Source organism: Pseudomonas sp. GL93 (assembly GCF_003408955.1).
In the GTDB taxonomy this organism is placed as follows: Bacteria; Pseudomonadota; Gammaproteobacteria; order Pseudomonadales; family Pseudomonadaceae; genus Aquipseudomonas; species Aquipseudomonas paracarnis.
Genome location: NZ_NKRF01000017.1, coordinates 60,533 through 76,631, shown reverse-complemented (window position 1 = coordinate 76,631; position 16,099 = coordinate 60,533). Strand labels below are relative to the sequence as shown.

Here is a 16,099-nt window from a genome sequence, read left to right as displayed (position 1 = left end):
GTGTGGGGTTTCCCCATGTGAGAGTAGGTCATCGTCAAGATTAAATTCCGAAACCCCAATTGCGAAAGCAGTTGGGGTTTTGTTTTGGGCGCTCGAAAATCTTGTAGAGCGTCGATCAACACTGATATCTAGCCTTTCTATGCAATGACCCTGCGCATGGCTATCATGCGTGCCTCATTCTGAGGCGATATGTGCATGCTGACGTTGTTGAAACTTCTGAAAGATGGTCAGTTCCATTCTGGAGAAACGCTTGGCGCCGCCCTGGGCGTTAGTCGCAGTGCCGTGTGGAAGCAGCTTCAGCATCTTGAGGCAGAATTGAATCTTCCTATTCATAAGGTTCGGGGTCGCGGGTATAGATTGGCTGCGCCATTGGTATTTTTGAATGCGCAGGAGGTTTCCCGAGGGGCGACTCCCTTATCTTGGCCCGTTCATATTTTCGACTCCATTGACTCCACTAATGCTGAGGCTTTACGTCTTGTCGATGCGGGCGGTGCGGCACCTTTTGTTGTGCTAGCGGAGCAGCAGACGGCTGGTAGGGGGCGCAGGGGCCGCAAATGGGTCAGCCCATTTGCGCAAAACGTTTACTACAGCCTTGTATTGCGTATTGAGGGTGGTCTGCGGCAACTGGAAGGGTTGAGTCTGGTGGTAGGGCTGGCAGTCCTGCAGGCTCTGCGTGAGTCGGGTGTGCAGGGCGCGGCTTTGAAGTGGCCAAACGACGTCTTGGTTGGGCACAAGAAAATCTCAGGCATCTTGCTTGAGCTGGTGGGAGACCCAGCAGATATCTGTCACGTTGTGCTGGGGATAGGTATCAATGTGAATATGCAGAAGACTGTAGAGGTTGATCAGCAATGGACCTCGATGCAGCTCGAGACGGGCTCTCCTATTGATCGCAATCACCTGGTGGCGCGTCTGGGGTTGCAGCTACAAGCCTACCTGGACCGACACAAGGCTGCGGGCTTTGCCGGTTTGCAAGGAGAATGGGAGCAGCATCACGCATGGCAGGGGAGGCCCGTGTCGCTCATCGCAGGCGTCAATCAGGTTGATGGGATTGTGCTGGGCGTGGATCGTCAGGGCGCGTTGCGTTTGGATGTCGGTGGCGTCGAGAAAATATACAGCGGTGGTGAGTTAAGTCTGAGGTTGCGCGATGATTCTTGAGCTCGACTGTGGAAATAGCTTTATCAAGTGGCGTGTTCTTGAGTTGAGTGAGGCAAGTGTTCGCGCCGAAGGTATCGCAGGTTCGGATATCGCGCTGATCGACAGTTTGGTGGCTTTGCCTGGTCTATTGCTCACGCGTTGTCGGTTGGTGAGTGTTCGCGCGCTTGAGGAGACCGATAAGCTGATAGCTGCGTTGGTTGAGGCGTTTGGCGTCGCTGTTTCCTGTGCCACCTCTGCGCGAGAAATGAGCGGAGTGCGCAATGGCTATGAAGACTTCCAGCGCCTTGGGATGGATCGATGGCTGGCGATGCTGGGCGCTTTCAAGTTGGCGTCAGGTGCATGCCTGGTACTCGATTTTGGTACGGCGGCGACCGCAGACTTTATTGGTCCGGACGGTGAGCACCTGGGGGGGTTTATTTGCCCGGGTATGCCGCTTATGCGTAATCAACTGCGAACCCATACACGCAAGATACGCTATGACGACGCCGCTGCTGAGCGGGCTCTGGAGCGTCTCTCTCCTGGTCGCACGACCGTCGAGGCCGTCGAGCGTGGTTGTACGCTCATGCTTAGAGGATTTGTGCTGACTCAGCTCGAGTTGGCGCGAGGCTATTGGGGGGAGGATTTCACGGTCTTCCTGACTGGCGGGGATGCTGACCAGGTCAGGGACGCTGCGCCTCAGGCCCGGCTGGTCCCTGACCTGGTGTTTGTTGGTTTGGCGATGGCGTGTCCTTTGTCTTGAGGTGATTATGCGCTGGCTGTTTTTGCTTTTACTGGTCCTCAATGTTTTCTATTACGTCTGGCATCAGCAAGAGGCGCCATTGCGGGCCAAGGATGTCACGCCTTTGAGTCTCCATCGGGGAGCGCAGCAAGACATTCGCCTCCTGAGTGAGTCGGCAGACGCGGTGGCTCGGCGCGATCGGGCGAGGCCGGCGGAGGCGCAAAATACCTGCTTATACATCGGTGGGTTCTCTGATCGACGCCAAGCCTCCTCTCTCGAGCAGAGGCTCACGAGCCTGGATATCAAGGTCAAGGTCCAGTTGTTGAGTGCGCCCGACGTCTCGGGTTATTGGCTGCGTGTGGCCCCTGAGAGCCGTCGCTTGGCTGACGATCTGCCCTTTGAAAGCCTTGCTAATGAATTCAATGAGTTAAAACATAAAATAATGCTGTGTGAAGGCATTGCAACTCTCGAATAGTTTGCATAGAATGGCGCCCGCTTCGCAGTGAAGACCTTTAAGGGCTACAGTGCAAAGCTACCGTCAATGCAGCTAACCTCATAATTTAAATGAGAAAATGCTTGACAGAAGGTCGGCGTGATGTAAAATGCCGGCTCGCTTAGGAGGGGTTCCCGAGCGGCCAAAGGGATCAGACTGTAAATCTGACGTCTACGACTTCGAAGGTTCGAATCCTTCCCCCTCCACCATTTTAGCGTGAGCTGCAAGCTCCGCGGGTATAGTTTAGTGGTAGAACCTCAGCCTTCCAAGCTGATGATGCGGGTTCGATTCCCGCTACCCGCTCCAAGTTTGCAGGTTGTGCAAGGTGTTTCGCTCTTGTAGCTCAGTTGGTAGAGCACACCCTTGGTAAGGGTGAGGTCAGCGGTTCAAATCCGCTCAAGAGCTCCATATAACAAGGCAGATATGAAAATATCTGCCTTTGTTTTAACAGCTGCCTCGGCTTGAATGTTGTTCGATATTTCAGGTCTTGTGGGGTTGGTTGTTGTAAAGTCTTTTTCAGGCCTGCATAATGGTCGGCCTGATTTTGTTTTAGGTCAGTAGCTCAATTGGCAGAGCGACGGTCTCCAAAACCGTAGGTTGGGGGTTCGATTCCCTCCTGACCTGCCAGATTCACGTGGTGTGTCTGGCTTTCTTTTCACAGGATCTTCATAGATGACTCCTAAGGCTGAAGCTCAAAGCTCTCGTTTCGATCTGGTAAAGTGGCTCGCTGTAGTCGCCTTGGTGGTCGTAGGCGTTGTTGGCAATCAGTACTATTCTGCTTCGCCGATCCTGTACCGTGTACTCGCTTTGCTTGCCCTCGCTGCTGTAGCTGCCTTTGTAGGCCTACAGACTGCCAAAGGCAAGTCCTTCGCGGTACTGGTTAAGGAAGCTCGCACCGAAATCCGTAAAGTCGTTTGGCCGACTCGCCAAGAAACCACTCAGACCACATTGATTGTCGTGGCTGTTGTTCTGGTTATGGCGTTGCTGTTGTGGGGGCTTGATTCCCTGCTCGGCTGGCTTGTTTCCTTGATTGTTGGCTAAGGGTGTCCCGTGGCTAAGCGTTGGTACGTTGTGCATGCTTACTCGGGTTACGAGAAGCATGTTATGCGCTCTTTGCTGGAGCGCGTAAAGCTGGCAGGCATGGAAGATGGCTTCGGCGAAATTCTGGTTCCCACTGAAGAAGTGGTTGAAATGCGGAATGGGCAGAAGCGCAAAAGCGAACGCAAGTTCTTCCCTGGCTACGTGCTGGTACAGATGGACATGAACGAAGGTACTTGGCACTTGGTCAAGGATACCCCTCGCGTCATGGGCTTCATTGGCGGTACTGCCGATAAGCCTGCTCCGATCACCGACAAAGAGGCGGAAGCAATTCTGCGTCGTGTTGCTGACGGTAGCGACAAGCCCAAGCCGAAGACATTGTTCGAGCCGGGTGAGGTTGTTCGCGTTACAGACGGTCCGTTCGCTGATTTCAACGGTACGGTCGAAGAAGTTAACTACGAAAAGAGCCGGATCCAAGTGGCGGTGCTCATTTTCGGTCGCTCTACCCCGGTAGAGTTGGAGTTCAGCCAGGTCGAAAAGGTCTAGCTGGACAAGCATCCCAACCCCGCAGCCCTAGGCTGTGGGGTTTTGTCGTCACTGGGATAAACGCGCAAGTAACCGGGGAGCCTTTCGAGGCGTTTGAACCCGTAATTGGAGTGCCTCATGGCCAAGAAGATTACCGCTTACATCAAGCTGCAAGTGAAGGCCGCTCAGGCCAACCCTAGCCCACCCGTCGGTCCAGCTCTGGGTCAGCACGGCGTGAACATCATGGAATTCTGCAAGGCTTTCAACGCCCGTACTCAGGGTCTTGAGCCAGGTCTGCCGACTCCAGTGATCATCACTGTATACAGCGACCGTAGCTTCACCTTCGAAACCAAGTCGACCCCGGCTTCGGTTTTGCTGAAGAAAGCTGCCGGTTTGACCAGCGGTTCCGCTCGTCCTAACACCGTTAAGGTTGGCACCGTAACCCGTGCTCAGCTGGAAGAAATCGCGAAAACTAAAAACGCGGATCTGACTGCAGCTGATATGGATGCAGCCGTGCGTACCATCGCCGGTTCTGCTCGTAGCATGGGCCTTAACGTGGAGGGTGTGTAATGGCTAAGCTGACCAAGCGCCAAAAGGCTATCGCCGGCAAAATTGAAGCGGGCAAGTCCTACAGCTTCGTAGACGCTGCTGCCCTGCTGACCGAGCTGTCGACTGTCAAGTTCAGCGAGTCCGTTGACGTTGCTGTAAACCTGGGTGTTGACCCGCGTAAATCCGACCAGGTCGTTCGTAGCGCTACTGTGCTGCCACACGGTACTGGCAAGACTGTACGTGTTGCTGTCTTCACCCAAGGCCCAGCTGCTGAAGCTGCTCTGGCCGCTGGTGCTGATCGCGTTGGCATGGACGACCTGGCTGCCGAAATGAAGGGCGGCGACCTGAACTATGACGTCGTTATTGCTTCCCCGGATGCAATGCGTGTTGTAGGTCAGTTGGGTCAGATCCTCGGCCCACGTGGCCTGATGCCTAACCCTAAGGTCGGCACCGTAACCCCAGACGTAGCTACCGCGGTTAAAAACGCCAAGGCTGGTCAGGTTCGTTATCGCACCGACAAAAACGGCATCATTCACACCTCCGTTGGCAAAGTCGGCTTCGATGCCGTCAAGCTGAAGGAAAACGTTGAAGCTCTGATCGCTGATCTGAAGCGTATCAAGCCTGCTTCCTCGAAAGGTATCTACGTCAAGCGCGTTACCCTGAGCACCACTATGGGCCCAGGTCTGGTCATCGACCAAGGCTCGCTGGACGTATAAGACATAAATTGGTGCAAGAAATTGCGCCAATTGAAAGATTGGGGTCCCTGCCTGGCGGGGGCTATCCAAGACCGTAGGCGACGCAAGTCTTAAACCAACAAGCCTACGCAGATGGTGCTCCCGGTTCCTTACCGAATCAGACACCAAAACGACATCAGGCCTAGGCCAGATGAAACGGTAACAAGCAGGAGTTAAACCCGTGGCAATTAATCTCGAAGACAAGAAGGCCATCGTCGCTGAAGTCAACGAGGCTGCCAAAGCTGCTCTGTCCGCTGTCGTGGCTGATGCCCGTGGTGTGACAGTAGGCGCTATGACCGGACTCCGTAAAGAGGCTCGTGAAGCTGGCGTATACGTACGTGTTGTACGTAACACCCTGCTCAAGCGCGCCGTTGCTGACACTGAATACAGTGTTCTCAACGACGTGTTCACCGGCCCGACTCTGATCGCGTTCTCTAAAGATCATCCAGGCGCTGCTGCCCGTTTGTTCAAAGAATTCGCCAAGAGTCAGGATAAGTTCGAGATCAAGGCAGCTGCGTTCGAGGGCAAGTTCCTCGCAGCTAACCAAATCGACGTACTGGCAACACTGCCGACCCGTAACGAAGCTATTTCGCAGCTGATGAGCGTGATTCAAGGCGCTACCAGCAAGCTGGCTCGTACTCTGGCTGCAGTTCGCGAGCAAAAAGAAGCTGCCGCAGCCTAAGGCTGAGCAAATTCTCTCGCGTATTTTTGTTTATTTCGATGGCCGCGTAGGCCGTCCCCCAATTCAGGAAATACAGCAATGTCTATCTCCCAAGACGATATCCTCAACGCCGTAGCTGAAATGTCGGTTCTGCAGGTTGTTGAGCTGATCAAAGCTTTCGAAGAAAAATTCGGCGTTTCCGCTGCCGCTGCTTCCGCTGGCCCAGCTGTTGCTGCTGTCGCTGCTGAAGAGCAAACCGAATTCAACGTCATGCTGCTGGAAGCTGGCGAGAAGAAAGTAAACGTGATCAAGGCAGTACGTGAACTGACCGGTCTGGGCCTGAAAGAAGCCAAGGCTGTAGTTGACGGCGCTCCTGCCCAGGTTCTGGAAGCTGTGTCGAAAGACGCCGCTGACAAAGCCAAAGCTACTCTGGAAGAAGCAGGCGCTAAAGTCGAGCTGAAGTAAGCATCGACCTTGCGTCTCCAGCCCAAGCGTTAAGCTGAAGGCTGATGGCTGGTGGCTCTTGCCACCGGCCTTTTTCCGTTCTTGGCTGTCGACTCGGTCGCCGCCATTAACGCGCTGTAGCCACCCGAAGCGGTGGTGCAAACCATGGGGTTTGCAAGATTTTCTGGCTGCTCCCGTCGGAGGGGCCAAACAAGCAGGTGACCAAGCTGGGGAACGCTGATGGCTTACTCATATACTGAGAAAAAACGTATCCGCAAGGACTTTAGCAAGTTGCCGGACGTCATGGATGTCCCGTACCTTCTGGCTATCCAGCTGGATTCGTATCGTGAATTCTTGCAGGCGGGAGCGACCAAAGATCAGTTCCGCGACGTGGGCCTGCATGCGGCCTTCAAATCCGTTTTCCCGATCATCAGCTACTCCGGCAATGCTGCGCTGGAGTACGTCGGTTATCGCCTGGGCGAACCGGCATTTGATGTCAAAGAATGCGTGTTGCGTGGCGTTACGTACGCCGTACCTTTGCGGGTAAAAGTCCGTCTGATCATTTTCGACAAAGAATCGTCGAACAAAGCGATCAAGGACATCAAAGAGCAAGAAGTCTACATGGGCGAAATCCCACTGATGACTGAAAACGGTACCTTCGTAATCAACGGTACCGAGCGTGTAATCGTTTCCCAGCTGCACCGTTCCCCGGGCGTGTTCTTCGACCACGACCGCGGCAAGACGCACAGCTCCGGCAAACTCCTGTACTCCGCGCGGATCATTCCGTACCGCGGTTCGTGGTTGGACTTCGAGTTCGACCCGAAAGACTGCGTGTTCGTGCGTATCGACCGTCGTCGCAAGCTGCCGGCCTCGGTATTGCTGCGTGCGCTCGGTTACACCACTGAGCAGGTGCTGGACGCTTTCTACACCACCAACGTATTCAGCCTGAAGGATGAAACCCTCAAGCTGGAGCTGATCGCTTCGCGTCTGCGTGGTGAAATTGCTGTCCTGGACATCCAGGACGAAAAAGGCAAGGTCATCGTTGAGGCTGGCCGTCGTATCACTGCGCGCCACATCAACCAGATCGAAAAAGCCGGTATCAAAGAGCTGGAAGTGCCACTGGACTACGTCCTGGGTCGCACTACCGCCAAGGTCATCGTTCACCCGGCTACAGGCGAAATCCTGGCTGAGTGCAACACCGAGCTGAACACCGAGATCCTGGCCAAGATCGCCAAGGCCCAGGTTGTTCGCATCGAGACCCTGTACACCAACGATATCGACTGCGGTCCGTTCATCTCCGACACACTGAAGATCGACTCCACCAGCAACCAATTGGAAGCACTGGTCGAGATCTATCGCATGATGCGTCCTGGTGAGCCACCAACCAAAGACGCTGCCGAAACCCTGTTCAACAACCTGTTCTTCAGCCCTGAGCGCTATGACCTGTCTGCGGTCGGCCGGATGAAGTTCAACCGTCGTATCGGTCGTACCGAGATCGAAGGTTCGGGCGTGCTGTGCAAGGAAGACATCGTCGCGGTATTGAAGACCCTGGTCGACATCCGTAACGGCAAAGGCATCGTCGATGACATCGATCACCTGGGTAACCGTCGTGTTCGCTGCGTAGGCGAAATGGCCGAGAACCAGTTCCGTGTTGGCCTGGTACGTGTTGAGCGTGCGGTCAAAGAGCGTCTGTCGATGGCTGAAAGCGAAGGCCTGATGCCGCAAGACCTGATCAACGCCAAGCCAGTGGCTGCGGCGGTGAAAGAGTTCTTCGGCTCTAGCCAGCTTTCGCAGTTCATGGACCAGAACAACCCGCTCTCCGAGATCACCCACAAGCGCCGTGTTTCTGCACTGGGCCCGGGCGGTCTGACCCGTGAGCGCGCTGGCTTTGAAGTCCGTGACGTACACCCGACGCACTACGGTCGTGTTTGCCCGATCGAAACGCCGGAAGGTCCGAACATCGGTCTGATCAACTCCCTGGCTGCCTATGCGCGCACCAACCAGTACGGCTTCCTCGAAAGCCCGTACCGTGTGGTGAAAGACGCCCTGGTCACCGACGAGATCGTATTCCTGTCCGCCATCGAAGAAGCTGATCACGTGATCGCTCAGGCTTCGGCCACGATGAACGACAAGAAAGTCCTGGTCGACGAGCTGGTAGCTGTTCGTCACTTGAACGAGTTCACCGTCAAGGCGCCGGAAGACGTCACCTTGATGGACGTTTCTCCGAAGCAGGTAGTTTCGGTTGCAGCGTCGTTGATCCCGTTCCTGGAACACGATGACGCCAACCGTGCGTTGATGGGTTCCAACATGCAGCGTCAAGCTGTACCGACCCTGCGTGCTGACAAGCCGCTGGTAGGTACCGGCATGGAGCGCAACGTAGCCCGTGACTCCGGCGTTTGCGTCGTGGCTCGTCGTGGCGGCGTGATCGACTCTGTTGATGCCAGCCGTATCGTGGTTCGTGTTGCCGATGACGAAGTAGAAACTGGCGAAGCCGGTGTCGACATCTACAACCTGACCAAATACACCCGCTCGAACCAGAACACCTGCATCAACCAGCGTCCGCTGGTGAGCAAGGGTGATCGCGTTCAGCGTAGCGACATCATGGCCGACGGCCCGTCCACCGACATGGGTGAACTGGCTCTGGGTCAGAACATGCGCATCGCGTTCATGGCATGGAACGGCTTCAACTTCGAAGACTCCATCTGCCTGTCCGAGCGTGTGGTTCAAGAAGACCGCTTCACCACGATCCACATTCAGGAATTGACCTGTGTGGCACGTGACACCAAGCTTGGGCCAGAGGAAATCACTGCAGACATCCCGAACGTGGGTGAAGCTGCACTGAACAAGCTGGACGAAGCCGGTATCGTTTACGTAGGTGCTGAAGTTGGCGCAGGCGACATCCTGGTGGGTAAGGTCACTCCGAAAGGCGAGACCCAACTGACGCCGGAAGAGAAGCTGCTGCGTGCCATCTTCGGTGAAAAAGCCAGCGACGTTAAAGACACCTCCCTGCGTGTACCTACCGGTACCAAGGGTACTGTCATCGACGTACAGGTCTTCACCCGTGACGGCGTTGAGCGTGATGCTCGTGCGTTGTCCATCGAGAAGACCCAGCTCGACGAGATCCGCAAGGATCTGAACGAAGAGTTCCGTATCGTTGAAGGCGCGACCTTCGAACGTCTGCGTTCCGCTCTGGTAGGCCACAAGGCTGAAGGCGGCGCAGGCCTGAAGAAAGGTCAGGACATCACCGACGAAATCCTCGACGGTCTTGAGCACGGCCAGTGGTTCAAACTGCGCATGGCTGAAGATGCTCTGAACGAGCAGCTCGAGAAGGCCCAGGCCTATATCGTTGATCGCCGCCGTCTGCTGGACGACAAGTTCGAAGACAAGAAGCGCAAACTGCAGCAGGGCGATGACCTGGCTCCAGGCGTGCTGAAAATCGTCAAGGTTTACCTGGCAATCCGTCGCCGCATCCAACCGGGCGATAAGATGGCCGGTCGTCACGGTAACAAGGGTGTGGTCTCTGTGATCATGCCGGTTGAAGACATGCCGCACGATGCCAATGGCACCCCGGTCGACGTCGTCCTCAACCCGTTGGGCGTACCTTCGCGTATGAACGTTGGTCAGATCCTTGAAACCCACCTGGGCCTCGCGGCCAAAGGTCTGGGCGAGAAGATCAACCGTATGATCGAAGAGCAGCGCAAGGTCGCAGACCTGCGTAAGTTCCTGCACGAGATCTACAACGAGATCGGCGGTCGCAACGAAGAGCTGGACACCTTCTCCGACCAGGAAATCCTGGATCTGGCGAAGAACCTGCGCGGCGGCGTTCCAATGGCTACCCCGGTGTTCGACGGTGCCAAGGAAAGCGAAATCAAGGCCATGCTGAAACTGGCAGACCTGCCAGAAAGCGGCCAGATGCAGCTGTTCGACGGCCGTACCGGCAACAAGTTCGAGCGCCCGGTTACTGTTGGCTACATGTACATGCTGAAGCTGAACCACTTGGTAGACGACAAGATGCACGCTCGTTCTACCGGTTCGTACAGCCTGGTTACCCAGCAGCCGCTGGGTGGTAAGGCTCAGTTCGGTGGTCAGCGTTTCGGGGAGATGGAGGTCTGGGCACTGGAAGCATACGGTGCTGCATACACTCTGCAAGAAATGCTCACAGTGAAGTCGGACGATGTGAACGGTCGTACCAAGATGTACAAAAACATCGTGGACGGCGATCACCGTATGGAGCCGGGCATGCCCGAGTCCTTCAACGTGTTGATCAAAGAAATTCGTTCCCTCGGCATCGATATCGATCTGGAAACCGAATAACACGTGACGCGAATCGAGAGCGGGGCTGTTTAGCCCGCTCTCTGCTCCGCCAGGAGGAAAGGCCTTGAAAGACCTACTGAATTTGCTGAAAAACCAGGGTCAAGTCGAAGAGTTCGACGCCATCCGTATTGGGTTGGCATCGCCTGAGATGATCCGTTCGTGGTCGTTCGGTGAAGTTAAAAAGCCGGAAACCATCAACTACCGTACGTTCAAACCTGAGCGTGACGGCCTGTTCTGCGCCAAGATCTTTGGCCCGGTAAAGGATTACGAGTGCCTGTGCGGTAAGTACAAGCGCTTGAAGCACCGTGGTGTGATCTGCGAGAAGTGTGGCGTTGAAGTCGCGCTGGCCAAAGTTCGTCGTGAGCGCATGGCGCACATCGAACTGGCTTCCCCGGTTGCCCACATCTGGTTCCTGAAATCGCTGCCGTCCCGTATCGGCTTGCTGATGGACATGACCCTGCGTGATATCGAACGTGTTCTCTACTTCGAGAGCTATGTCGTTATCGACCCAGGCATGACCACCCTTGAAAAAGGTCAGTTGCTGAACGACGAGCAATACTTCGAAGCGCTGGAAGAGTTCGGCGACGATTTCGATGCCCGCATGGGTGCCGAAGCTGTCCGCGAACTGCTGCACGCTATCGACCTGGAGCACGAGATTGGTCGCCTGCGCGAAGAGATTCCGCAAACCAACTCCGAAACCAAGATCAAGAAACTGTCCAAGCGTCTGAAGTTGATGGAAGCCTTCCAGGGTTCCGGCAACTTGCCAGAGTGGATGGTGCTGACCGTTCTGCCGGTTCTGCCGCCAGACCTGCGTCCGCTGGTACCGTTGGACGGTGGCCGTTTCGCGACGTCCGACCTCAACGACCTGTACCGTCGCGTGATCAACCGTAACAACCGCTTGAAGCGCCTGCTTGATCTGTCCGCTCCGGACATCATCGTGCGCAACGAAAAGCGTATGTTGCAAGAAGCGGTCGATGCCCTGCTCGACAACGGTCGTCGTGGCCGCGCTATCACCGGTTCGAACAAGCGTCCTTTGAAATCCCTGGCTGACATGATCAAGGGTAAGCAAGGTCGTTTCCGTCAGAACTTGCTCGGTAAGCGTGTTGACTACTCCGGTCGTTCGGTAATTACCGTAGGCCCGACCCTGCGTCTGCATCAGTGCGGTCTGCCTAAGAAGATGGCACTCGAGCTGTTCAAGCCGTTCATCTTCGGCAAGCTGGAAATGCGCGGTCTCGCGACCACCATCAAAGCGGCCAAGAAAATGGTCGAGCGCGAACTGCCAGAGGTTTGGGACGTTCTCGCTGAAGTGATTCGCGAACACCCGGTTCTCCTCAACCGTGCACCGACCCTTCACCGTCTGGGTATCCAGGCGTTTGAACCTGTACTGATCGAAGGTAAGGCTATCCAGCTGCACCCTCTGGTCTGTGCTGCGTACAACGCCGACTTCGACGGCGACCAAATGGCCGTGCACGTACCGCTGACACTGGAAGCCCAGTTGGAAGCGCGTGCGTTGATGATGTCGACCAACAACATCCTGTCGCCAGCCAACGGTGAGCCAATCATCGTTCCGTCGCAGGACGTTGTATTGGGTCTGTACTACATGACTCGTGAAGCGATTAACGCCAAAGGCGAAGGTCGTGTGTTCGCTGACCTGCAGGAAGTTGACCGTGTGTTCCGTGCTGGCGAAGCCGCACTGCACGCCAAGGTCAAAGTGCGGATCAACGAAACCGTCAACGATCGTGACGGCGGCAGCGTGAGCAACACCCGTATCGTCGACACCACTGTCGGCCGTGCGTTGTTGTACCAGGTTGTGCCAAAAGGTCTGTCGTACGACGTCGTCAACCTGCCGATGAAGAAAAAGGCGATCTCCAAGCTGATCAACCAGTGCTACCGCGTGGTTGGTTTGAAAGAGACCGTTATCTTCGCTGACCAGTTGATGTACACAGGTTTCGCTTACTCGACTATCTCCGGCGTTTCCATCGGCGTTAACGACTTCGTTATTCCGGATGAAAAAGCTCGCATCATCAGTGCTGCTACTGACGAAGTGAAAGAGATCGAGAGCCAGTACGCCTCCGGCCTGGTAACCCAGGGCGAGAAGTACAACAAAGTGATCGACCTTTGGTCCAAGGCCAACGACGAAGTGTCCAAGGCGATGATGGCCAACCTCTCGAAAGAGAAAGTCATCGACCGTCATGGCGTCGAAGTCGATCAAGAGTCTTTCAACTCGATGTACATGATGGCCGACTCGGGCGCACGGGGTTCTGCTGCGCAGATCCGTCAGCTCGCCGGTATGCGTGGCCTGATGGCCAAGCCGGACGGTTCCATCATCGAAACGCCGATTACTGCGAACTTCCGTGAAGGTTTGAGCGTACTCCAGTACTTCATCTCCACTCACGGTGCTCGTAAGGGTCTTGCGGATACCGCGTTGAAAACCGCTAACTCCGGTTACCTGACTCGTCGTCTGGTAGACGTTGCACAAGATCTGGTTGTAACCGAGATCGATTGCGGCACCGAGCACGGCCTGCTGATGACTCCGCACATTGAAGGCGGTGACGTTGTAGAGCCACTGGGTGAGCGCGTATTGGGTCGTGTGATTGCCCGTGACGTGTTCAAGCCAGGTACCGAGGAAGTTATCGTTCCTGCCGGCACCCTGGTTGACGAAAAGTGGGTCGAGTTCATCGAACTCAACAGCATCGACGAAGTGATCGTTCGCTCGCCGATCAGCTGCGAAACCCGCTATGGCATTTGCGCCAAGTGCTACGGCCGTGACTTGGCTCGTGGTCACCAGGTAAACATCGGTGAAGCGGTCGGCGTTATCGCTGCCCAGTCCATCGGTGAGCCGGGTACCCAGCTGACCATGCGTACGTTCCACATCGGTGGTGCGGCAAGCCGGACCTCCGCAGCCGACAGTGTTCAGGTGAAGAATGGCGGTACCGTCCGCCTGCACAACCTCAAGCACGTTGAGCGAGTGGATGGCCACCTGGTTGCTGTGTCCCGTTCCGGTGAGCTGGCAATCGCTGATGACTACGGTCGTGAGCGCGAGCGTTACAAGCTGCCGTACGGTGCTGTGATTTCGGTTAAAGAAGGTGACAAGGTCGACGCTGGCGCAATCGTGGCCAAGTGGGATCCGCACACTCACCCAATCGTTACCGAAATGAAAGGTACCGTGACCTACGTGGGCATGGAAGAAGGCATCACGATCAAGCGTCAGACTGACGAATTGACCGGTATGACCAACATTGAAGTACTCGACGCCAAAGATCGTCCAGCTGCCGGTAAAGACATCCGTCCTGCCGTGAAGATGGTTGATGACAACGGCAAGGATCTGTTGCTGCCAGGCACTGACGTAATCGCTCAGTACTTCCTGCCAGCCAACGCCCTGGTCGGTGTAGCGGATGGTGCGAAGATCGCGATCGGTGATGTTATCGCGCGTATCCCGCAAGAAACTTCGAAGACCCGTGACATCACCGGTGGTCTGCCGCGTGTTGCCGACTTGTTCGAAGCTCGTCGTCCGAAAGAAGCGTCGATTCTGGCTGAAGTCAGCGGCACCATCGCGTTCGGTAAAGAGACCAAGGGCAAGCGCCGTCTGGTCATTACTCCGAACGACGGTAGCGATCCGTATGAAGAGCTGATTCCGAAGTGGCGTCACCTGAACGTGTTCGAAGGCGAACAGGTAAACCGCGGCGAAGTTATCTCCGACGGCCCGAGCGATCCACACGACATCCTGCGTCTGCTGGGTGTGAGTGCGTTGGCCAAGTACATCGTTAACGAGATCCAGGACGTTTACCGTCTGCAAGGCGTGAAGATCAACGACAAGCACATCGAGACCATTCTGCGTCAGATGCTGCGTAAAGTTGAAATCGCTGAATCCGGCGATTCCAGTTTCATCAAGGGCGACCAGATGGAACTGACTCACGTACTGGTAGAAAACGAGCGCCTGGCGAACGAAGAGAAATTTGTCTCCAAGTTCACTCGCGTGTTGCTGGGTATCACCAAGGCGTCGTTGTCCACTGAGTCGTTCATCTCGGCGGCCTCCTTCCAGGAGACCACTCGCGTACTGACCGAAGCAGCGGTAACCGGCAAGCGCGATTACCTGCGCGGCCTGAAAGAAAACGTGGTCGTGGGTCGTCTGATCCCGGCAGGTACCGGTTTGGCTTACCACAGCGAGCGTAAGCGTCGCCGTGATGCTGACAAGCCGCTGCGCGTAAGCGCCAGTGAAGTGGAAGCTGCACTGACCGAAGCGCTGAACTCAAGCGGTAACTGAGTTCTGCGATAGATGAGTCTGGGCCCTGGCACTCCCGTTCGTCGGATCGAGGCATTTTTGCCCCGGTTCGACGAGAGGGGAGGTCGGGGCCTTGCCTTGACTGGGGACAAGATCCTCTTTAGACTCTTGTACCCCTAAATTTGGCGGGAATTCGTTCCTGCCATTTTGCTTTTCTTGCAAGACAATAGCGTCGCAAGACAACAGTGGAGCTAGTAGATGGCAACTATCAACCAGCTGGTACGTCAGCCGCGTAAGCGTATCGTCGAGAAATCCGACGTACCTGCGCTGCAGAACTGCCCGCAACGTCGTGGCGTATGCACCCGTGTGTATACCACCACGCCGAAAAAACCTAACTCGGCACTGCGTAAAGTATGCCGTGTGCGTCTGACCAACGGTTTCGAGGTTTCCTCGTACATCGGTGGTGAAGGCCACAACCTGCAAGAGCACAGCGTGGTACTGATCCGCGGCGGTCGTGTAAAAGACTTGCCAGGTGTTCGTTATCACACCGTACGCGGTTCTTTGGATACTTCCGGCGTTAAAGGTCGTAACCAGGGTCGTTCGAAGTACGGTACCAAGAAGCCTAAGTAGTAGCGGCTTTTTGTAAACCTGAATCATCTTATTTTCTGAGTCGATAAGAGTAAGGTCGGAGGCGTCCCGAAAGGGCACCGATTCCGAGCGAACCTGAAGACCGTTTGAGGGCTTATCCATGCCAAGAAGACGCGTAGCAGCCAAGCGCGAAGTGCTTGACGATCCAAAATACGGAAGCCAAATCCTGGCCAAGTTCATGAACCACGTGATGGAAAGCGGCAAGAAAGCCGTTGCCGAGCGTATCGTTTATGGCGCGCTGGAAAAGGTTAAAGAACGCAAGAACAGCGACCCCCTGGAAATCTTCGAGAAAGCTCTCGACGCCATCGCTCCGCTGGTCGAAGTGAAGTCGCGCCGTGTAGGCGGTGCTACTTACCAGGTTCCGGTTGAAGTTCGCCCGTCCCGTCGTAACGCTCTGGCAATGCGCTGGTTGGTAGACTTCGCCCGTAAGCGCGGCGAGAAGTCTATGGCTCTGCGTTTGGCCGGCGAACTGTTGGACGCTGCTGAAGGTAAAGGTGCTGCTGTTAAGAAGCGTGAAGACGTGCACCGTATGGCTGAAGCCAACAAAGCTTTCTCGCACTACCGCTTCTAATTTTAGCTTCACTAATTTTGCGAGGGC

The 16,099-nt window shown here is 55.6% G+C and carries 13 protein-coding genes and 4 tRNA genes; all 17 read left to right on the top strand.

The genetic code is table 11. From position 1 onward, the window contains the following. Positions 1-195 precede the first annotated feature (195 nt). The 17 genes from birA (at position 196) to rpsG (ending at position 16,072) form a co-directional block, all read left to right on the top strand. Complete coding sequence (gene birA, locus CER19_RS04550; protein WP_116665535.1) at positions 196-1,155, top strand: bifunctional biotin--[acetyl-CoA-carboxylase] ligase/biotin operon repressor BirA; 960 nt, start codon at positions 196-198, stop codon at positions 1,153-1,155. Next, a complete protein-coding gene (locus CER19_RS04545) occupies positions 1,145-1,894 on the top strand; it encodes a pantothenate kinase (protein ID WP_116665534.1) in 750 nt (249 codons plus the stop codon). The genes birA and CER19_RS04545 overlap by 11 nt, the downstream gene beginning before the upstream one ends. Positions 1,895-1,901: 7 nt before the next feature. Further along, on the top strand, positions 1,902-2,348 hold the full coding sequence (locus tag CER19_RS04540; protein ID WP_116665533.1) for a hypothetical protein: 447 nt from the start codon (positions 1,902-1,904) through the stop codon (positions 2,346-2,348). Positions 2,349-2,490: 142 nt separating this feature from the next. Beyond that, positions 2,491-2,575 (top strand) — tRNA-Tyr (locus tag CER19_RS04535). Between the two features lie 23 nt (positions 2,576-2,598). Beyond that, positions 2,599-2,672, top strand: a tRNA-Gly gene (locus tag CER19_RS04530). Positions 2,673-2,698: 26 nt separating this feature from the next. After that, positions 2,699-2,774, top strand: a tRNA-Thr gene (locus CER19_RS04525). 143 nt (positions 2,775-2,917) lie between these two features. Next, positions 2,918-2,993, top strand: a tRNA-Trp gene (locus CER19_RS04520). Between the two features lie 45 nt (positions 2,994-3,038). Further along, entirely contained in the window at positions 3,039-3,407 is a 369-nt protein-coding gene (gene secE, locus CER19_RS04515) for a preprotein translocase subunit SecE (RefSeq protein ID WP_003194658.1), read from the top strand. Positions 3,408-3,416: 9 nt separating this feature from the next. After that, complete coding sequence (gene nusG, locus CER19_RS04510) at positions 3,417-3,950, top strand: transcription termination/antitermination protein NusG (RefSeq protein WP_003176436.1); 534 nt, start codon at positions 3,417-3,419, stop codon at positions 3,948-3,950. 117 nt (positions 3,951-4,067) lie between these two features. Beyond that, positions 4,068-4,499 carry a 50S ribosomal protein L11 gene (rplK, locus tag CER19_RS04505; protein ID WP_003176435.1) on the top strand — a complete coding sequence of 144 codons (432 nt, stop codon included), beginning with the start codon at positions 4,068-4,070 and terminating at the stop codon, positions 4,497-4,499. Further along, positions 4,499-5,194, top strand: coding sequence for a 50S ribosomal protein L1 (gene rplA, locus CER19_RS04500; RefSeq protein ID WP_028618134.1), 696 nt, complete (start codon positions 4,499-4,501; stop codon positions 5,192-5,194). Before rplK ends, rplA begins: the two co-directional genes overlap by 1 nt. A gap of 199 nt (positions 5,195-5,393) precedes the next feature. Beyond that, complete coding sequence (gene rplJ / locus CER19_RS04495) at positions 5,394-5,894, top strand: 50S ribosomal protein L10 (RefSeq protein WP_003176433.1); 501 nt, start codon at positions 5,394-5,396, stop codon at positions 5,892-5,894. A 78-nt stretch (positions 5,895-5,972) separates the two neighbouring features. Beyond that, the gene (rplL, locus tag CER19_RS04490; protein ID WP_003176432.1) at positions 5,973-6,338 is read left to right on the top strand and encodes a 50S ribosomal protein L7/L12; all 366 of its coding nucleotides are present in this window, start codon (positions 5,973-5,975) and stop codon (positions 6,336-6,338) included. Positions 6,339-6,557: 219 nt separating this feature from the next. Next, positions 6,558-10,631: a DNA-directed RNA polymerase subunit beta gene (rpoB, locus tag CER19_RS04485; protein WP_010206926.1), complete on the top strand. Its 4,074-nt coding sequence runs from the start codon at positions 6,558-6,560 to the stop codon at positions 10,629-10,631. Positions 10,632-10,695: 64 nt separating this feature from the next. Continuing rightward, entirely contained in the window at positions 10,696-14,895 is a 4,200-nt protein-coding gene (gene rpoC, locus CER19_RS04480; protein WP_116665532.1) for a DNA-directed RNA polymerase subunit beta', read from the top strand. 216 nt (positions 14,896-15,111) lie between these two features. Beyond that, complete coding sequence (gene rpsL, locus CER19_RS04475; RefSeq protein WP_002555494.1) at positions 15,112-15,483, top strand: 30S ribosomal protein S12; 372 nt, start codon at positions 15,112-15,114, stop codon at positions 15,481-15,483. Positions 15,484-15,601: 118 nt separating this feature from the next. Then, positions 15,602-16,072: a 30S ribosomal protein S7 gene (gene rpsG / locus CER19_RS04470; protein ID WP_002555493.1), complete on the top strand. Its 471-nt coding sequence runs from the start codon at positions 15,602-15,604 to the stop codon at positions 16,070-16,072. The last annotated feature ends 27 nt before the right edge of the window (positions 16,073-16,099 follow it).